Source organism: Embleya sp. AB8, assembly GCF_049739465.1.
In the GTDB taxonomy this organism is placed as follows: domain Bacteria; phylum Actinomycetota; class Actinomycetes; order Streptomycetales; family Streptomycetaceae; genus Embleya.
In genome coordinates this window covers 135,104-151,540 of the sequence record NZ_JBMHHY010000002.1, presented here as the reverse complement: position 1 = coordinate 151,540, position 16,437 = coordinate 135,104, and the positions used below count along the sequence as shown (strand labels likewise).

13 protein-coding genes, 1 tRNA gene and 1 pseudogene are annotated in these 16,437 nt (G+C 68.9%); 8 read left to right on the top strand and 7 right to left on the bottom strand.

Going from position 1 to position 16,437, the window contains the following annotated elements; translation table 11 throughout:
- Positions 1-31: 31 nt before the first annotated feature.
- A complete protein-coding gene (locus ABIA38_RS03635; protein WP_424636911.1) occupies positions 32-949 on the top strand; it encodes a phosphotransferase in 918 nt (305 codons plus the stop codon).
- 7 nt (positions 950-956) lie between these two features.
- Here the strand turns inward: ABIA38_RS03635 and ABIA38_RS03630 are convergent, their stop codons facing one another.
- Positions 957-2,336, bottom strand: a complete 1,380-nt coding sequence (locus tag ABIA38_RS03630) for a hypothetical protein (protein ID WP_424636910.1) — start codon at positions 2,334-2,336, stop codon at positions 957-959.
- A 168-nt stretch (positions 2,337-2,504) separates the two neighbouring features.
- Between ABIA38_RS03630 and ABIA38_RS03625 the strand changes: the two genes are divergently transcribed.
- The 4 genes and pseudogenes from ABIA38_RS03625 to ABIA38_RS03610 all read left to right on the top strand — a co-directional run.
- A complete protein-coding gene (locus ABIA38_RS03625) occupies positions 2,505-3,041 on the top strand; it encodes a hypothetical protein (RefSeq protein WP_424636909.1) in 537 nt (178 codons plus the stop codon).
- On the top strand, positions 3,034-3,276 hold the full coding sequence (locus tag ABIA38_RS03620; protein ID WP_424636908.1) for a hypothetical protein: 243 nt from the start codon (positions 3,034-3,036) through the stop codon (positions 3,274-3,276). Before ABIA38_RS03625 ends, ABIA38_RS03620 begins: the two co-directional genes overlap by 8 nt.
- A gap of 15 nt (positions 3,277-3,291) precedes the next feature.
- Complete coding sequence (locus ABIA38_RS03615) at positions 3,292-3,597, top strand: hypothetical protein (protein WP_424636907.1); 306 nt, start codon at positions 3,292-3,294, stop codon at positions 3,595-3,597.
- Between the two features lie 213 nt (positions 3,598-3,810).
- Positions 3,811-4,008, top strand: a pseudogene (locus tag ABIA38_RS03610) (helix-turn-helix domain-containing protein); the annotation flags it as partial.
- A gap of 895 nt (positions 4,009-4,903) precedes the next feature.
- Here the strand turns inward: ABIA38_RS03610 and ABIA38_RS03605 are convergent.
- Positions 4,904-4,974 (bottom strand) — tRNA-Gly (locus ABIA38_RS03605).
- Positions 4,975-5,102: 128 nt separating this feature from the next.
- Here ABIA38_RS03605 and dcd point away from each other — a divergent pair.
- Together dcd and ABIA38_RS03595 are read left to right on the top strand one after the other, a co-directional pair.
- On the top strand, positions 5,103-5,684 hold the full coding sequence (gene dcd / locus ABIA38_RS03600; RefSeq protein WP_424636906.1) for a dCTP deaminase: 582 nt from the start codon (positions 5,103-5,105) through the stop codon (positions 5,682-5,684).
- A gap of 92 nt (positions 5,685-5,776) precedes the next feature.
- The gene (locus ABIA38_RS03595; RefSeq protein WP_424636905.1) at positions 5,777-6,274 is read left to right on the top strand and encodes a phosphoribosyltransferase; all 498 of its coding nucleotides are present in this window, start codon (positions 5,777-5,779) and stop codon (positions 6,272-6,274) included.
- A 69-nt stretch (positions 6,275-6,343) separates the two neighbouring features.
- Here the strand turns inward: ABIA38_RS03595 and ABIA38_RS03590 are convergent, their stop codons facing one another.
- The 4 genes from ABIA38_RS03590 to clpB form a co-directional block, all read right to left on the bottom strand.
- Positions 6,344-6,946, bottom strand: a complete 603-nt coding sequence (locus ABIA38_RS03590; protein WP_424636904.1) for a bifunctional DNA primase/polymerase — start codon at positions 6,944-6,946, stop codon at positions 6,344-6,346.
- 306 nt (positions 6,947-7,252) lie between these two features.
- Positions 7,253-8,233 carry a Yip1 family protein gene (locus ABIA38_RS03585; RefSeq protein WP_424636903.1) on the bottom strand — a complete coding sequence of 327 codons (981 nt, stop codon included), beginning with the start codon at positions 8,231-8,233 and terminating at the stop codon, positions 7,253-7,255.
- A 193-nt stretch (positions 8,234-8,426) separates the two neighbouring features.
- Positions 8,427-10,655 (bottom strand): (Fe-S)-binding protein, encoded by a 2,229-nt coding sequence (locus ABIA38_RS03580; protein WP_424636902.1) that lies wholly within the window; start codon positions 10,653-10,655, stop codon positions 8,427-8,429.
- Positions 10,656-11,011: 356 nt separating this feature from the next.
- Positions 11,012-13,630 (bottom strand): ATP-dependent chaperone ClpB, encoded by a 2,619-nt coding sequence (clpB, locus tag ABIA38_RS03575; RefSeq protein WP_424636901.1) that lies wholly within the window; start codon positions 13,628-13,630, stop codon positions 11,012-11,014.
- Between the two features lie 165 nt (positions 13,631-13,795).
- On the opposite strand from clpB, the gene ABIA38_RS03570 reads away from it, so the two are divergent.
- On the top strand, positions 13,796-14,461 hold the full coding sequence (locus tag ABIA38_RS03570) for a nucleoside/nucleotide kinase family protein (RefSeq protein ID WP_424636900.1): 666 nt from the start codon (positions 13,796-13,798) through the stop codon (positions 14,459-14,461).
- Positions 14,462-14,561: 100 nt separating this feature from the next.
- On the opposite strand, the gene ABIA38_RS03565 is transcribed toward ABIA38_RS03570, so the two are convergent.
- Positions 14,562-16,400, bottom strand: coding sequence for a TIGR03767 family metallophosphoesterase (locus ABIA38_RS03565; RefSeq protein WP_424636899.1), 1,839 nt, complete (start codon positions 16,398-16,400; stop codon positions 14,562-14,564).
- Positions 16,401-16,437: the final 37 nt, after the last annotated feature.

The window sequence follows — 16,437 nt, the reverse complement described above, 5'->3', positions numbered from 1 at the left end:
ACAGGGCTCGGGATGCGGGTAGCTTCGCGGTATGGCGGATGGCGGGGTGTCTGGGGCCGGTGGGGCGTTCACTGCGGAGCGTGCTCGAGAGGTGTTGGGCTCGGCGTGTGCCGTGGCCGGGCTGAGCGTTGAGGGGGCGTCTCTGCTGCGGCTTGGGGAGAACGCCGTTTTCCGGTTGGGCGACCCGGTTGTGGTGCGGGTGGCACGGTCGGCGGACCGGGTCGATGAGCATGAGCGGACCGTGGCTGCTGCTCGGTGGCTTGCCGAGGTGGGGTTCCCGGCGGTGCGCGTCGTTTCGAGGATTCGGCAACCGCTCGTGGTGGATGGGCGGGTGGTGACGTTCTGGGAGCTGGTGGCCGACGAGGAGCGGTTCGCGGGTGTGGTCGCCTTGGCCGAGTTGCTGCGGCGGTTGCACTGGCTGGAGGAGCCGGAGTCGCTGGGGCTGCCGTATCTGGAGCCATTGGCGGCGACCTGGGGGCGGATCGATGCCGCGGTGGCGTTGGGTGATGAGGACCGGGGCTTTCTTCAGCAGCGGGCCGAGGAACTGCGTAAGCGGTACGACGCTTTGGAGTTCGTGCTTCCGTTCGGGCTCGTGCACGGGGACGCGAACGTCGGGAACGCGCTCCTTGACGATGCCGGGCGGGCGGTCCTGATCGACCTGGATGGGTTCGCGCTTGGGCCGCGTGAGTGGGACCTGGTGCTGACCGCGATGTACTACGAGCGGTACGGGTGGCACAGCCGGGCCGAGTACGAGGAGTTCGTGAACGCGTACGGCTTCGACGTCATGAACTGGTACGGCTACCCGGTCCTGGCGGACATGCGTGAGTTGATGATGACCGTGTGGCTGACGCAGAACATGGCCGGCGATGCTGCGGTGACGGCGGAGGCCGAGCGGCGCATGTCGGACCTGCGGACCGGTGCCGACCGGCACGGGTGGAAGCCGTTCTGAGGCCGGATCAACTCGCGGTCTGCTGCCACAGGCGGTGGCTCTCGGCCTCCTCCAGGAATTCGGCAACTGGAGCTGAGGTTGCGAACACCGCCAACTTTGTGCGGAATTCGGATAGATAGGTCACGCAGCGGGCGGACTTGAGCTGGCGTCCGAGCCTCAGTGCGGCAAGGGCGCTGCGGCAGGCGGGTTCGGGTTCTCCGGCCGTCAGGTGGGCTTCCGCCAGGACCATGGTCGCGAAGAAGTCGCTGCGGACGTAGCGGCCGTCCGTGCCGCCGAGACACAGTTCCGCGTACGTGGTGGCCTGCCGGGCCTGGCGCATGTCGCGGAAGCAGTGGCCCAGCTCGGCGGACAGCTCCGCCTGGTCGAAGTAGCCGATCCACTCCGGGTCTTCACCCGGGTTGGTGCGTTCGAAGATCGTCGTTGCCCGGGTCAAGGCTGTGTTGCATCCGGCGTGGTCGCCGATGCGGGAGAGTGCTCGGGCCTCCATCGCGAAGAACTGGGCGGTCAGCGTTGGGGTTGCGTGACCTGTGGTGCCGAGCTGGGCGGCGCGGGCCAGGTTGGCCGCCTCGGTGAAGCGGCCGAGGTAGGTGGCCTGATGGCTCATCGCGGAGAGGACGCTTCCCGCGAGACGGCGATCCCCGGCGGCCTGGGCCAGGCGGAGGGCCTGGATGAAGTAGCGCTGGGCCAAGCCATGGTGCCCGCTGTCGTAGCTCATCCACCCGGCGAGGAGCGTGGCTTCGGCAACCGTGCCGAACAGGGCGCGGCCCACGGGCTCCGTGCTGCGCGCGGTCAGCAACTCGGCGACGTCGGCGTCCAGGTATTGGATCAACGCTCGGCGGCCGTGCCGTCCCCCGAAGCGGTTGTCCAAGTCGGCGTAGACGTCGACCGTTGCACGGACGGCTTCGACGTCCGACGCCCCCACCTGTGTTCGGGCTCGTGAATTCGGCAACTGCTCTTGCTGCCCGGAAACGAGCCACGCGAGCGGCGCCGCGTTCCAGGCGGTCGGGTCCGGGGTCAGCGCTTGCATGTCATTACCAGGCGCGAGATCGGCACGCCACAGCGCTGCAAGTGCTTCGATGCCGTCCGTGGGAGTGCTGGGGTAGATTGCCCCCGGGGTCTCTGGAGCGGCCGTGGCGCCGGCCAACCCGAGTCGGTGGGCCGGCTGGCCATAGACCTTCACCAGCAGCTCGACGTAGTCGGCGGGGTAGGTCTGGCCGTTCTCCCAGCGGGCGATGCTTCGCAGGAGTGACGTGTCGGTGGGGAGAGAGCGACCCTCCTGCGCGGCGGCCTGGCGGAGGGCGTAGACGAGACGGGGCTTCTTCCAGCCGAGGTGATTTCGGGCCGCGCGTAGGAGATCGGCTTGATACGGCGTGGTGGTCGACACCACGAATCGCCTCCCCGGAAGCGGAGCCAGAACCAGCCATCATGCTCGCGCACACGAAGCGTCGTCAAAGAATCGCAGTGAGTTGATCTTGCTGACGCGCAAGGGGTGACAAGCCGTGTCACCCCTTGTCAGCCCTTGCCGTCTGCCTCGGACCGGTGCCGCCGTCGCATCGTGGTGATGCCCGGCGGAACGACCGGCGGGCTTCGGGAGATGAACATGACGCTTCATCAGGCGAGTGAATCCGCCGGTGCTTGGCTGCTCGCAGCCCTCGGTACCTCGGCCGGGACCGGACACCCCCGGGCGCCTCGGCTGTGGACGACCGGCCACGTCGTGGACGCGGTCATCGTGGCGGACCGGCTTGGTATCGAAGCGGTCGACTGGTACCGGCGTCTCGGTTCCCTGGCCCCGCCGTCCGTCATCGACCACCAGGCGCGAAAGGTCGCCTTCCTCATTGCGCCGGTCGGGGAGCCCTTCTTCGCGGGCGCGTTGACGGTTCTGCGCGGGGACGTGCCGTACCGCTACCTCTCGACAGGCGGGTACCTGGTGGTCCCCGGCCGGGACGCCGAAGCCGGAGACCGCTACCAGTGGCTCAGCAAGCCCACGAAGGAATCCGCGCTCGATCGTGATGCGGTCGCGGTGCTCACCGTTCATCTCCTCATCGCGTTGCGCAACCTGTCCGCCGCAGCCGAGGGCACGGGCGATGAGTGACCCGGACACAGCTTCCTGGTCGCCTATCGACACCACGGCTTGGTACGAAGCGCGGACCGCCGTCACAGCGCTCCGAGACGTGCTGATCGCTGCCGGCCTCGCCGAGCACTTCCCCTATCTCCGTGCCGACGTCAACGCCTTCGGCCACGGGTTCGTCGAACTCGGCCGCACCACGCCTGAAGCCGCTACCAGGCTCGCCGAACTTCTCGCCGCAGCCGAGAAGAACCCCACCTGACAAGGAGGTATCGCCATGCGTCCCGCCGCCGACAACGCGCGAACCTGCGCACCACATGCCGAGGTTCTGCACGCCGGCATCCCCTACGTCCGTGGCTGGAGCAAGGCCAACAACGCCACGACCGAACTCGCCGCACGCCTCACAACAGCCGGCCTGGACGTCGGTTTCGGAGCACTCAAGGCGGAAGTGAACGTCCACGGTGACGGCCTGGTCAACCTCGGCCTCGTCCCCGCCGACGCAGTCCACCGTCTGGCCACGCCCCTCGCCAACGGCCTCTGTGCCGAACTGGATCACCTCGCCGCGCACGACGAAGCGGCCTGACCCCGCACACCCCGGCCGGGTGTGTAGAGGGCTCCCCGCGCATCCGGCCGGACCAACGCACCACCCGACCGATATTCGGCAACGGCCGCTACAGGCCGGCTCGCACCGACCAAACGCCCAACGGTGTCGAGACAACCAGCCGAGGTCCCCACGCAGACGGGCCCCAACAGGACGCGACCTGACCAGTCCAGACCTGCGAGGGGACTTGCTCCCGTGAGCGAGAAGAGCACTCTCGGACGGCTCCTGACCGTCCCTCAAGCCGCCGACCACCTCAGCGTCGGTGAGCGCTTCGTCCGTCGCCTCATCGCAGAGCGACGCATCACCTTCATTCGGATCGGCCGCCACGTTCGAATTCCACAGGACGCGGTCGACGCCTTCATTCGCGCTGGACTCGTCGAGCCCAGCCGGACATGCGGAAAGGCGGCTGGATGGCCAACAGCTAGGGACGGCGTTGTCGTTTCGAGGCGGTCCGCCAACTTCCGTCGACCACCGCCAAGGCGTACCGCCTCATGCGCGCCATCATGAACACCGCCGTGGACGACGGCCTGATCCGCCGCAACCCCTGCCGCATCAAAGGCGGCGGTGACGAGAAGCCGCCGGAGCGTCTGATTCCCACCCTCGAACAGGTCTTCACCCTCGCGGACGGTGTCGGCCCTCGCCACCGAGCCCTCGTCCTTCTGGCCGCCTTCGGCTCCCTGCGTTGGGGCGAACTTGCCGCTCCCCGACGCGATCACGTGGACCTCGACGCGGGCACGATCCGCATCGACGTCTCCGCTTTCGAGATGAGCAACGGCAAGTGTGTCACCGGGTCGGCCGAAGTCGGCTGCGGGCAAGCGAACCGTCACCGTCCCCGCGCCGATCGTCCTCGACCTGCGTCGGCACATGGAGCGGTTCACCGAGAAGAAGTCGGACGGCTTGCTTTTCGTCGGCCCGAAGGGTGCGGCCCTGCGGCGCTGCAACTTCACTCGGGTGTGGCGGCGCGGGACTCGTCACCTCGGCGTGACCGACCTCCACTTCCACGATCTACCCACACAGGGAACGTCCTCGCCGCCGAGACCGGCGCCACCCTCCGCGAGCTGATGGACCGCATGGGCCAGTCCACCTCTCGCGCGGCCCTGATCTACCAGCACGCTCGCGCCGGCCGGAACCAAGCCATCGCGGACTCGATCGCGAAGCGGATCAAGAAGTTCCAACCCGAAGATCAACGCGCATCTGGCACGGATCTGGGACGCGAGGCGTACCGAGCCTGGAAACGGCGAAGGCCCAGGTTACGGATCATGTCCGTGACCTGGGCCTTTACTTCCGGAGCGGGCGACGAGAATCGAACTCGCGTTCTAAGCTTGGGAAGCTCATGTTCTACCATTAAACTACGCCCGCAACAGACGCCCCTCGGGGTGTCCTGCCCCGTCACTCTACCCGATCGCCGAGTGTGGTCGCAGCATCGATTCGTCGGCGGGGGCCGGAGCGTTTGGGTGGATCCGGGGGGCTGCGATTACGCTTTGCCCGTGCTTCTATCGGACAAGGACATTCGCGCGGAGATCGACTGCGGTCGGGTTCGGATCGACCCCTACGAGCCGGCCATGGTTCAGCCGTCGAGTGTGGACGTTCGACTTGACCGGTTCTTTCGGGTCTTCGAGAACCACAAGTATCCGCACATCGACCCCGCCGTCGAGCAGCCGGATCTGACTCGGATGATCGAGCCGCCCGAGGGCGAACCGTTCATCCTGCACCCCGGGGAGTTCGCGCTCGGCTCGACCTACGAGGTCGTGTCGTTGCCGGACGACGTGGCGTCCCGGCTGGAGGGGAAGAGTTCGCTCGGCCGGCTCGGGTTGCTCACGCACTCCACCGCCGGGTTCATCGACCCGGGGTTCTCCGGGCATGTGACGCTGGAGCTGTCGAACGTCGCGACGTTGCCGATCAAGTTGTGGCCGGGGATGAAGATCGGCCAGCTGTGCATGTTCCGGCTGTCCTCGCCGGCCGAGTTCCCGTACGGGTCCTCGGTGTACGGGTCGCGGTATCAGGGGCAGCGCGGACCCACCCCGTCCCGCTCGTTCCAGGACTTCCACCGTACGAACGTTCGCGACTAGTGCCGCGCCCGGCACTAGGCAGCGGTCACATCCCTACGGCGGCCCTCGCGACCGAGGCCCCGACGAACAGAAGAAGATAGGCACCCCCGGACATGAGTGACGTGCGCGAAAACCTCACCTGGCCGCTCTTCGGCCAGGCCACGCGTGAGCTGGCCATGCAGGTCGCGGCGGACGGGTACGAGCCCGACATCATCCTGTCCATCGCCCGCGGTGGGGTGTTCGCCGCCGGCGCGCTCGCCTATGCCCTCGACGTGAAGAACCTGCACCTGGTCAACGTCGAGTTCTACACCGGGATCGGCACCACGCTGGACATGCCGGTCATGCTCGCGCCGGTGCCGGACGTGGTGGACTTCTCGAACAAGAAGGTGCTGATCGCGGACGACGTCGCCGACACCGGCAAGACGCTGCTCCTGGTCCGGGACTTCTGTGAGGGCAATGTCGCCGAGGTGCGCTGCGCCGTCGTGTACGAGAAGCCGCAGTCGCTGGTGAAGTGCGAGTACGTGTGGAAGCACACCGACGACTGGATCAACTTCCCGTGGTCGGTACAGCCGCCCGTGGTCACCCGCCAGGGCCAGATCCTCGACGCCTGACCGAAGCCCGCACCGGAACCTCGCTGCACCGGAACCTCGCTGCACCGGAACCTCGCCGCGCCGGCACGCTCACCGTGCCTGTGTGCTGAACCGCATCAACGCGCCCAATACGTCCACCGCCCCCGGCAGGCCCCGCTCGATCGGATCCGGCGGCACCGCCCACCGGGTCCGCCCGCCGCACGCGGTGGACGAGGGCGGGGCCGGTACGAAGTGGCCCACCGCGTGGTGCCGGACGTCGAACCGGGCCGTGTCGTTGTGGTCGACCGTGTACCAGTACAGGTTCCGCGCGCCCGGATCGACCAGGAACAACAGCCGCTCGCCGGGCAGATGCAACACCGGGCCCAGCGGCAGCCCGAGCACCTCCAACTGGCGGATCGCCGCGTAGCCGACCTGCGCCGGCGCGTCCAGGACGTCGAACTCCAGGCCGCTCGCGAGCAGGACCGTATACGGCTTCCCGCTCCACCACTCCCACACGTCGTCGGTGGATCGGGTGGCCCGGGTCAGCCCGGGTTCCGCGGCGGGGTGGGCGCCGGGGTCGGGGCATTCGGCGTCGCCGCACGAACATCGGCCGTCTTCGACGTAGGCACCGGGCAGGACGGGCCAACCCCGATCCACGACGTAGAAGAGGGCGGCAGCCTGGAGCGCAGCCCGGGTGCGTTGCCGCACAAGCATGTCCGTTCCGTTCCTCACCGCCGCGATCACGGCGAATGTCGTGCGCGGACAGGTGTACTCCTACGAGTAGACCGCCCGAAACGGTTGCCGAACAGATCCGCAACGCGGCCCGGCCGTGCCGCTTATGGTCCACTCGGTCCACTGCCGGCACGCTTTGCCGATGGCCTGACCCGGCGTCAGCACAATCCGCCGAACCACGACGCGCCCGACCACGACCGCGCCCGGGGCCGGCGACACCCGCCGACCCCTCGCCACGAGCCACCCGCGCCCCGCGCCACGCAGGACCCGCGCCACGCACGACCCGAACTACGAGGCCAGCGGCAACTTCAGCACCAGCAACAACGCGATCAACTCGACCGCCACGCAGCCCAACGCCTTCGGCCACGCCAGTTCGTGCACCCGCATCATCAACATCGTCAACAACCACGCGGTAAGTGCGAACGACGCGAGGCCGATGCCGGTCACGATCGGGTTCTTGTCCGGCGCGAACAATGACACCAGCAGCCGTGGCGCGTCCGCGATCCAGACCACGATCATCGACAACGTGATGAACGGCGTCGGCGAGCCGTTGCCGCCGAACTGCGTCGCGAGCGCGTGCGACACCAGGCCGAGCAACGCGCAGAACGCGGGCACCATCACGATCACCATGCCCAGCGCGGGCACGCTCGTGCTCAGCGTCGAGTTGACGATCTCCTTGCGCGACGCGTCGTTGGCCAGCACCGCGAGCGCGCCGCCGAGCGCGGAGATGAGCAGCGCCGGCCACCACACCGCCTGGTCGCGGACCTCGTCCATGGTGCGCAGCGGGCGCAGCGTGAGCCCGCTCAGCACCTCCTGCCAGCGCAGGAACCGCGGCGGGGCGGAGTACTGCGGCGGTTGGTAGCGCGGCTCCTGAGGCTGCACCGCCGGGGTGACCGAGGTGTACTCCTCGGGCGGTGCGCCGTAGATGTACAGACTCGTCTCGTCCGGCAACGACAGCGGCCCGTAGTTCGGCTCACCCGAACCGGCCGGCCCGCCGGGACCGGACGGCGGCGGCCCGCCCTGACCGCCGTAACCCCCCTGCCCACCCTGCGGCGACGGCGGCGGAGGAGGCGGCGGGACCGACTGCCCATACCCGGGCTGCCCGTGGCCCGGCTGCCCGTACCCCGGTTGCCCGCCGTACTGGCCCGGTTGGCCGCCGTACTGATCACCGTACTGATCGCCGTAAGCCCCGCCGTGCTGAGGTGGGTAACCCTGGCCGGCAGGCGGGGGCTGTTGCCGGTACGGGTCGTAGGGTCCATTGCCAGTCACAACAATGACGGTACCGGCACTCGGACCCCCCGCGTCGCCCCGGGACAGTCGTAATTCGGGCACAAAACCCGACCCGGAAACGGCAATCGCCGCCGACTCCCGAAGGAGCCGACGGCGAGCGCCACAGAGCGCCACAGAGCACCACAGAGCACCACAGAGCGCGACAACCGAGGGGCGATGCCGAGGGGCAGGCCTACTTGGCCCCCGCGTCCTCCAGCACGTCCTCCGCCGCCGGCGGCTCCGGCAGCTTGACCGACTGGAGCAGCAGCTGCGCCACGTCGACCACCTGGAGTTCCTCCTTCGCCTCGCCCGCCTGCTTCTTGGCGTTGATCGAGTCGGTGAACATCACCAGGCAGAACGGGCACGCGGTGGAGACGATGTCCGGCTTCAGGGACAGCGCCTCGTCCATCCGCTCGTTGTTGATCCGCTTGCCGATCCGCTCCTCCATCCACATCCGCGCACCGCCGGCGCCGCAGCAGAAGCCGCGCTCCTTGTGCCGGTGCATCTCCTCGTTCCGCAGGCCCGGCACGCGCGCGATGATCTCGCGCGGCGGCGTGTAGACCTTGTTGTGCCGGCCGAGGTAGCACGGGTCGTGGTAGGTGACCAGGCCGTCCACCGGACCGACCGGGAGCAGCCGGCCCTCGTCCAGGAGGTGCTGCAGCAGCTGGGTGTGGTGGATGACCTCGAAGTGGCCCTCCAGCTGCGGGTATTCGTTGGCCAGCGTGTTGAAGCAGTGCGGGCACGTGGTGACGATGCGCTTCTTCGGCGCGTCCTCGAGGGCCGCGTTCAGCGTCTCGACGTTCTGCGCCGCGAGCATCTGGAAGACCACTTCGGAGCCGAGCCGGCGGGCGGAGTCGCCGGTGCAGGACTCCTCCTTGCCGAGGATCCCGTACTTGACGCCCGCGATGTCCAGCAGTTCGGCGAACGCCTTGGTGGTCTTCTTCGGGCCGTCGGCCAACGCGCCCGCGCAGCCCACCCAGTACAGGTACTCCAGCTCGGCCGGCTCGATGTCCTGGCCGACGATCGGGACCTCGATGCCGGTGGACTTCTTGAGCTCCTTGACCCAGTCGAGCCGGGCCTTGGTGGCCACGCCCCACGGGTTGCCCTTGTTCTCCAGGCCCTTGAGCATCGTCGCCGCCTCGGACGGGAACGCGCTCTCGATCAGCACCTGGTAGCGGCGCATGTCGACGATGTGGTCCACGTGCTCGATGTCCACCGGGCACTGCTCGACACACGCGCCGCACGTGGTGCACGACCACAACACGTCCGGGTCGATCACGCCGTTTTCTTCCGCGGTGCCGATCAGCGGACGCTCCGCCTCGGCGAGCGCCGCGGCCGGGACCTTGGCCAGCTGCTCGGGGGTGGCCTTCTCGTTGCCCTCGTCGTCCTTGCCGCCGCCCGCGAGCAGGTAGGGCGCCTTGGCGTAGGCGTGCTCGCGCAGCGACATGATCAGCAGCTTCGGGGACAGCGGCTTGCCGGTGTTCCACGCGGGGCACTGCGACTGGCAGCGGCCGCACTCGGTGCAGGTGGAGAAGTCGAGCAGGCCCTTCCAGGAGAAGTGCTCGACCTGACTGACGCCGAACACCGCGTCGTCGGCCGGGTCCTCGAAGTCGATCGGTGTGCCGCCGGAGGTCATCGGCTGCAGTGCGCCCAAGGCCACCGCGCCGTCCGCGTTGCGCTTGAAGTAGATGTTGAAGAACGCCAGGAACCGGTGCCAGGCGACACCCATGCTCGGGTTGAGCCCGATCGTCACGGCCCATGCGCCGGTGGTGGTGAGCTTGATCATCGCGGTCAGATAGATCAGGTTCTCCAGCGTGGACTCGCTCAGATCCCGGAACGCCAGGCTGAGCGGGTACGACGCGAAGAAGGCCGCCTCGTAGTGGTCCACCCCGATCAGGGCGGCCTCGAGCGCGCGCAGCGTCAGGATCGCGAGGCCGATCACCAGGATCGTCCACTCGACGTAGTACGCCTGCCAGGACACCGAACCGGCGAAGCGCGACTTGCGGCCCATCCGCGAGGGCAGGCTGAACCGGCGGATGATCATCAGCACGACGATGCCGAGGCTGGTGGTCACGGTGATGAACTCGATGAACAGCTCGTACGGCAGCCAGTCCCCGATCAGCGGGAACACCCAGTGCGCGTCGAAGAGCTGGACGATCGCGGTGACGATGGTCAGGCCGAGGGTCAGGAAGCCGACGGCCACGAACCAGTGGGCCACGCCGACGACGCCCCACTTGAGCATTCGGGTATGGCCGAGGAACTCCCGGCCGACGGTCACGGTGCGCTGCGCGGGCTGTCCGGTCCGGCTGCCGTCCGGCTGGCCGATTCGGACGAAGCGGTAGATGTACGCGACGGCGCGCGCCGCGAGCGCGGCGCCGACCACCAGGGTGACCAGCGAGATCACGATCGCTGCGAGCTGCATGGGCGTTCGGCTCCTCCGGTGGGACGTCCCTTCCGGGGCGTGTATCGGCCGACAGCGTACGGCCGTGCGGGCATCTTACCCACTGGTAACTTAACCACTGCTTCGATGATATCCATCACGCCGGAGGCTATCGGCATCGCGGGTTTTGCCCGCTTCGTCCCATGTCCGGCGATCTTGTCGTGTCCGGTGATCCGATCGGCTCGCCAGTTATATGACGCACCGTCAGATCTGTACAGCCGCATGCTGCCATGCCACGGCGCCGGGACCTGAAAGAGGTCCCGGCGCCGTGGGTTTCGCGGTGCTTCGAAGCGCTTCGCCGTGCTTCGAAGCGCTTCGAAACGCTGCCCGCTAGTCGATCACAGCGTCTTGGCCGCCTGCTTCGTCGGCTGCACCACGAGCGTGTCGCCCGCCTCGTCCAGGTCGACAAGCACCGTGTCGCCGTCCGCGATCTCGCCCGCGAGCAGCGCCCGGGCCAGCTTGTCGCCGATCGAGGTCTGGATCAGCCGGCGCAGCGGTCGTGCGCCGTACGCCGGGTCGTAGCCGGTCAGCGCGAGCCACTCGCGGGCCGCGTCGGTCACCGTCAGGGTGATCCGCCGGTCCCTGAGCCTTGCCCCGAGCCGATCGACCTGGAGCCCGACGATGTGCGCCAACTCGTCCGTGCCGAGCGCGTCGAAGAGCACGATGTCGTCCAGCCGGTTGAGGAACTCCGGCTTGAACGAGGTGCGGACCACGTCCATCACCATGTCCTGCTGCTGCTCCCGGGACAACGTCGGGTCGACCAGATACTGCGAGCCCAGGTTCGAGGTCAGGATCAACACCACGTTGCGGAAGTCCACCGTGCGGCCCTGACCGTCGGTCAGCCGCCCGTCGTCGAGCACCTGGAGCAGTACGTCGAACACCTCGGGGTGGGCCTTCTCCACCTCGTCGAGCAACACCACCGAGTACGGCCGGCGGCGGACCGCCTCGGTCAGCTGGCCGCCCTCCTCGTAGCCGACGTAGCCGGGCGGGGCACCGACCAGGCGCGCCACCGAGTGCTTCTCCGCGTACTCCGACATGTCGATCCGCACCATCGCGCGCTCGTCGTCGAAGAGGAAGTCGGCCAGCGACTTGGCCAGTTCGGTCTTGCCCACACCGGTCGGGCCGAGGAACAGGAACGAGCCGGTGGGGCGGTCCGGGTCGGCGATCCCGGACCGGGCCCGGCGGACCGCGTCGGAGACCGTCGCCACCGCCGCCCTCTGGCCGATCAGCCGGCGACCCAGCTCGTCCTCCATCCGCAGCAGCTTGCCGCGCTCGCCCTCGAGCAGGCGCCCTGCGGGGATGCCGGTCCAGGAGGAGACCACGTCGGCCACGTCGTCCGGGCCGACCTCCTCCTTGACCATCGCGGTGCCGTCCGTGCCCCGCTCGCCCTCGGTCGCCGCGGCCTCGGCCAACTCCCGCTCCAGGGTCGGGATCCGGCCGTACATCAGCTTGGAGGCGGTCTCGAAGTCGCCGTCCCGCTGGGCCCGCTCGGCCTCGCCGCGCGCCGCGTCCAGGTTCTCCTTGAGCTCGCCGACCCGGTTCAGCCCGGCCTTCTCCTGCTGCCAGCGCGCGGTCAGCCCGCTGAGCTGCTCCTGCTTGTCCGCGAGGTCCTTGCGCAGCCGCTCAAGGCGCTCCCGGCTGGCCGCGTCGGTCTCCTTGGCCAGCGCCATCTCCTCCATCCGCAGCCGGTCGACCGAACGTTGCAGCTCGTCGATCTCGACGGGGGAGGAGTCGATCTCCATCCGCAGCCGCGACGCCGCCTCGTCGACCAGGTCGATCGCCTTGTCGGGGAGGAAACGTGCGGTGATGTAGCGGTCGGACAGGGTGGCCGCGGCGACCAGCGCCGAGTCGGCGATCTGTACCTTGTGGTGCGCCTCGTAGCGGCTCTTGAGCCCGCGCAGGATCGCGATCGTGTCCTCGACGCTGGGCTCGCCGACGAACACCTGCTGGAAGCGGCGCTCCAGGGCCGGGTCCTTCTCGATGTGCTTGCGGTACTCGTCCAGCGTGGTCGCGCCGACCAGGCGCAACTCGCCGCGCGCCAGCATCGGCTTGAGCATGTTGCCCGCGTCCATCGAACTGTCCCCGGTGGCGCCCGCGCCGACTACGGTGTGCAGCTCGTCGATGAAGGTGACGACCTGGCCGTTGCTGGACTTGATCTCGTTCAGGACCGCCTTCAGGCGCTCCTCGAACTCGCCGCGATACTTGGCGCCGGCGACCATCGCGCCCAGGTCGAGCGCGATCAGCCGCTTGTCGCGCAGCGACTCGGGCACGTCGCCGGCCACGATCCGGCGGGCCAGGCCCTCCACGACGGCGGTCTTGCCGACGCCGGGTTCACCGATCAGTACCGGGTTGTTCTTGGTCCGCCGGGACAACACCTGCACTACCCGGCGGATCTCCGAGTCGCGGCCGATCACCGGGTCGAGCTTGCCGTCGCGGGCCTCCTGGGTCAGGTCCCGGCCGTACTTCTCCAGCGCCTGGTAGGTGCTCTCCGGGTCCTGCGAGGTCACCCGCGCGCTGCCGCGCACCGACTTGAAGGAGTCGAGCAGCGCCTGCGGGGTGGCCCCCGCCTCGCGCAACGCCTCGGCGACCGGACCGGAGCGCCCCGACGCGAGCCCGACCAGCAGGTGTTCCGTGGACACGAACGCGTCGCCGAGCTTGTCGGCCTGCTTCTCCGCCTCGTCCAGCGCCAGCATCGTTTCCCGGCCCAGCTGCGGTGCGGCCACCGTTGAGCCGGACGCGCTCGGGAGGCGGTCGGAAATCTGCGCCGCCGCGACCTTCAGGAGTGGTACGTCCACGCCCGCGGCGCCGAGCAGCGGTACCGCGATTCCCTCGGGCTGTTCGAGCAGGGCGAGCAGCAGATGCGCGGGCTCCACCTGGGGGTGTCCCGCCGCGGCGGCCTTGCGGATGGCGACCGAAAGGGCCTCTTGGGCCTTGGTGGTGAGCTTCTGTGCATCCATGGGAGGTGTGCGACTCCTTCGCTTCGGGCACGCGGTGTCACGGCCATCATCGCGTCCGTGTCGCGCGTATAGCGCACCCGAACGGCTCTTTGACTGTGACAACCACAACTAAGTTGAGTCTATTCCACTCAACCGTGTCCTGCCCGGGATGCCTAGACTGCGGACATGCCAGATGTGTCCGGTGTCCTCGAAACACTCGACGCGCTCGCGGATGCGGCGGTACGGCTCATTCCGGCGGCGCCCGAGGCCGATCGTGTGGTGCTCGGTCTCGCCGGTCCGCCGGGAGCCGGGAAGTCCACCCTCGCCGGTCGCCTGGTGCGCGCGATCGAACAGCGGGTCGGCTCGGGCACCGCCGCCTACGTGCCGCTCGACGGGTTCCACCTCTCGAACGTGCAGCTCAAGCGGATCGGCCGGCTGCATCGCAAGGGCGCGGTGGACACCTTCGACGTGTGGGGCTACGCGACCACCCTGGCGCGGGTGGTGCACGAGGTGGACCGGGACGTATATGTGCCCGACTACGACCGCACGCTGCACGAGCCGGTGGCCGCGCGGCACGTGGTCCGGCCCGGCACCCGGATCGTGGTGACCGAGGGCAACTACCTCGCCCTCGACGCCCCCGGCTGGACCGACGCCTACTGCCTGATGACCGAGGTCTGGTACGTGCACGCCACCGACCGGGTCCGCGACGAGCGGCTGACCAGACGCCAGCGGCGCGGCGGACGCAGCGCCGGCGAGGCGATGGCCTGGGTCGCGGGCAGCGACCGGCCCAACGGCGAACTGGTCAAACGTTCCAAGTCGCGCTGCGCTCGCGTGGTCACGGTGGTCTGGTGAGCACGTGCCGCCGGCGCGGATCGGCCTGCGGCCCGCTGTCCTCAAACGCCGGACGGGCTGAAATCGACCCACCCGGTGATTGCCGGCGCCGACCACCCGCTCACGTGAGCCACCCCGGCGCCGGCACCAGCAGTTCCACGTTGCGGTCCTCGACCCGCCCCCGGCGGCCGTCCACCTTCGGGTCCGGGCGGTTGCGTTCCTGCCAGTCGTTGCCCGCCAATTCGCGGGCCAACGCGGCCAGCGCCTGCGGCGAGTCGAGTTTGCCGCCGTTGGACTCCGGGCCGGCCGAGTCGACGATGGTGCCGAAGATGGAGAGCGTGCCGTTTTTGTTGTCGGCGATCTCCACGATCCGCGCCTGCGATGGCCAGTCGATGTGCGACGCGGTGTTGACCTCCCAGAACCCGCCCCGGACCGCGCTGCCCGCCGGGCGCGGGTAGGGCTTCACGTTGTTGTCGTGGGTGTGTCCGTTCACCCACAACACGACGTTCGGGAAGCGCAGCAGCAGCGCCTGCACCTGCGGGCCCAGGATCCGTGCCGGCTGACCCGCCGGCACGGTCTTGTTCGTCATCGTCTCGATGGTGTGGTGGCTGAACACCACGAACAGCTTGTCCTGGCCGGTGCCCTCGACCACCTTGCCCTGCTCGTCGAGATAGCTGGAACTGCCCTTGACCAACTGGTCCTGAAGCCACCCGAACTGGGTCGGGTCCAGGCAACCCGAGTCCAGGCCATAGGAGTTGACCGTGTCCAGCACCAGACAGCGCACCGGCCCCTGGTCGAACGTGTAGTACGCGGTCGCCGTGTCCAGGTTCTGCTGGGTGAAGCCGTGCCCCCTGGGCAGGCCCGTGGTGTTGAAGTGTTCCCGGATCGTCTCCGCGCGGTCGACCAGCCGGCGATCCGGGTCGGCGGTGACCTTGCGCTTGGGGCCCGCGAGCAGCGCGGCCAGCGCGTCCGGCTTGCCGCTCTGCAGGCTCAGCGCGAGCGCGACGACGGTCTGCCCCGGCGCTATGTCGAGCACCTTCTCGTCGCCGACCGCGACCTTGCTCAGCAGCTCGCTCACCGGCAGATTGCCCTGGACCAGACCGTCGTGGTTGCCGTACGCGGTGTACCAGGGGGTCTTCAGGCCGGTCGCGTCGAACGGCCGGCGGCATGCGTCCAGCAGGCCGGGGACCGTGGGATAGCCGAACTTCGAGCGTGGCAGGTCGTCCGGCTTCCCGGGCGGAGTGCCGTCCGGATGCCAGTAGCGCTCGTGGTAGGCGACCGCATCCATCGGGCCCTCGTACCGGTTCCGGTCGCCCGAGTCCGGGGTGACCTTCTTGCCGCCGTCGAGCACGTCGATGTACCAACGCAGCTCGTTGAACTGGATGTTGTCCGTGTTGTCGCCGGTGCAGACGGTGAAGGCGAGCGGCGCGCCGAGGGCCGGACCCTTGCCGATCCGGTTCAACGACTGCACCATCGCCTCGGCTATCTGCGCGGTCAGCACCTCCTGCGGGCGATACGCCGACTGGAAGGGCAGCACCTTGGCGAACGGCTGGTCCGGGTCGCTGTGCCGGTCCAGGAAGTCCACCCGCGCGGTGGACTGGGAGTCCTGGATGTGGATGTCGGTCAGCTGGGTGAAGGCGACCAGGGCCTGCCGCTTGGCCTTGTCGCCGGCCGCGGCCTCGGGGGCCAGCTCGGTGCGCAGCACGTGCGGCTCACCGGGACCGGCGACGATCTTGCGATAGCCGCCCGCGCCGGGTGGGCCGAGCACGAGCGTGCGTTCGAGGGTGGTGCCGGCCGCGCCCGCCGGGGCGCCGCCGGTCGGCGCGCCCGACTTGGGCGCGTCGCTCGGCGTCTTGTCCGCCTTGCCCTTGTCCTTGCCGTCGTCGGAGCACGCCGCCGCTCCGAGCAGTGCCGCGCTCGCGGCCGAGTACTTCAGGACGTCCCGACGATTCGGCTTCATGCGGCGACCCTACTGACGCGTATTGAGCGGCATCAAG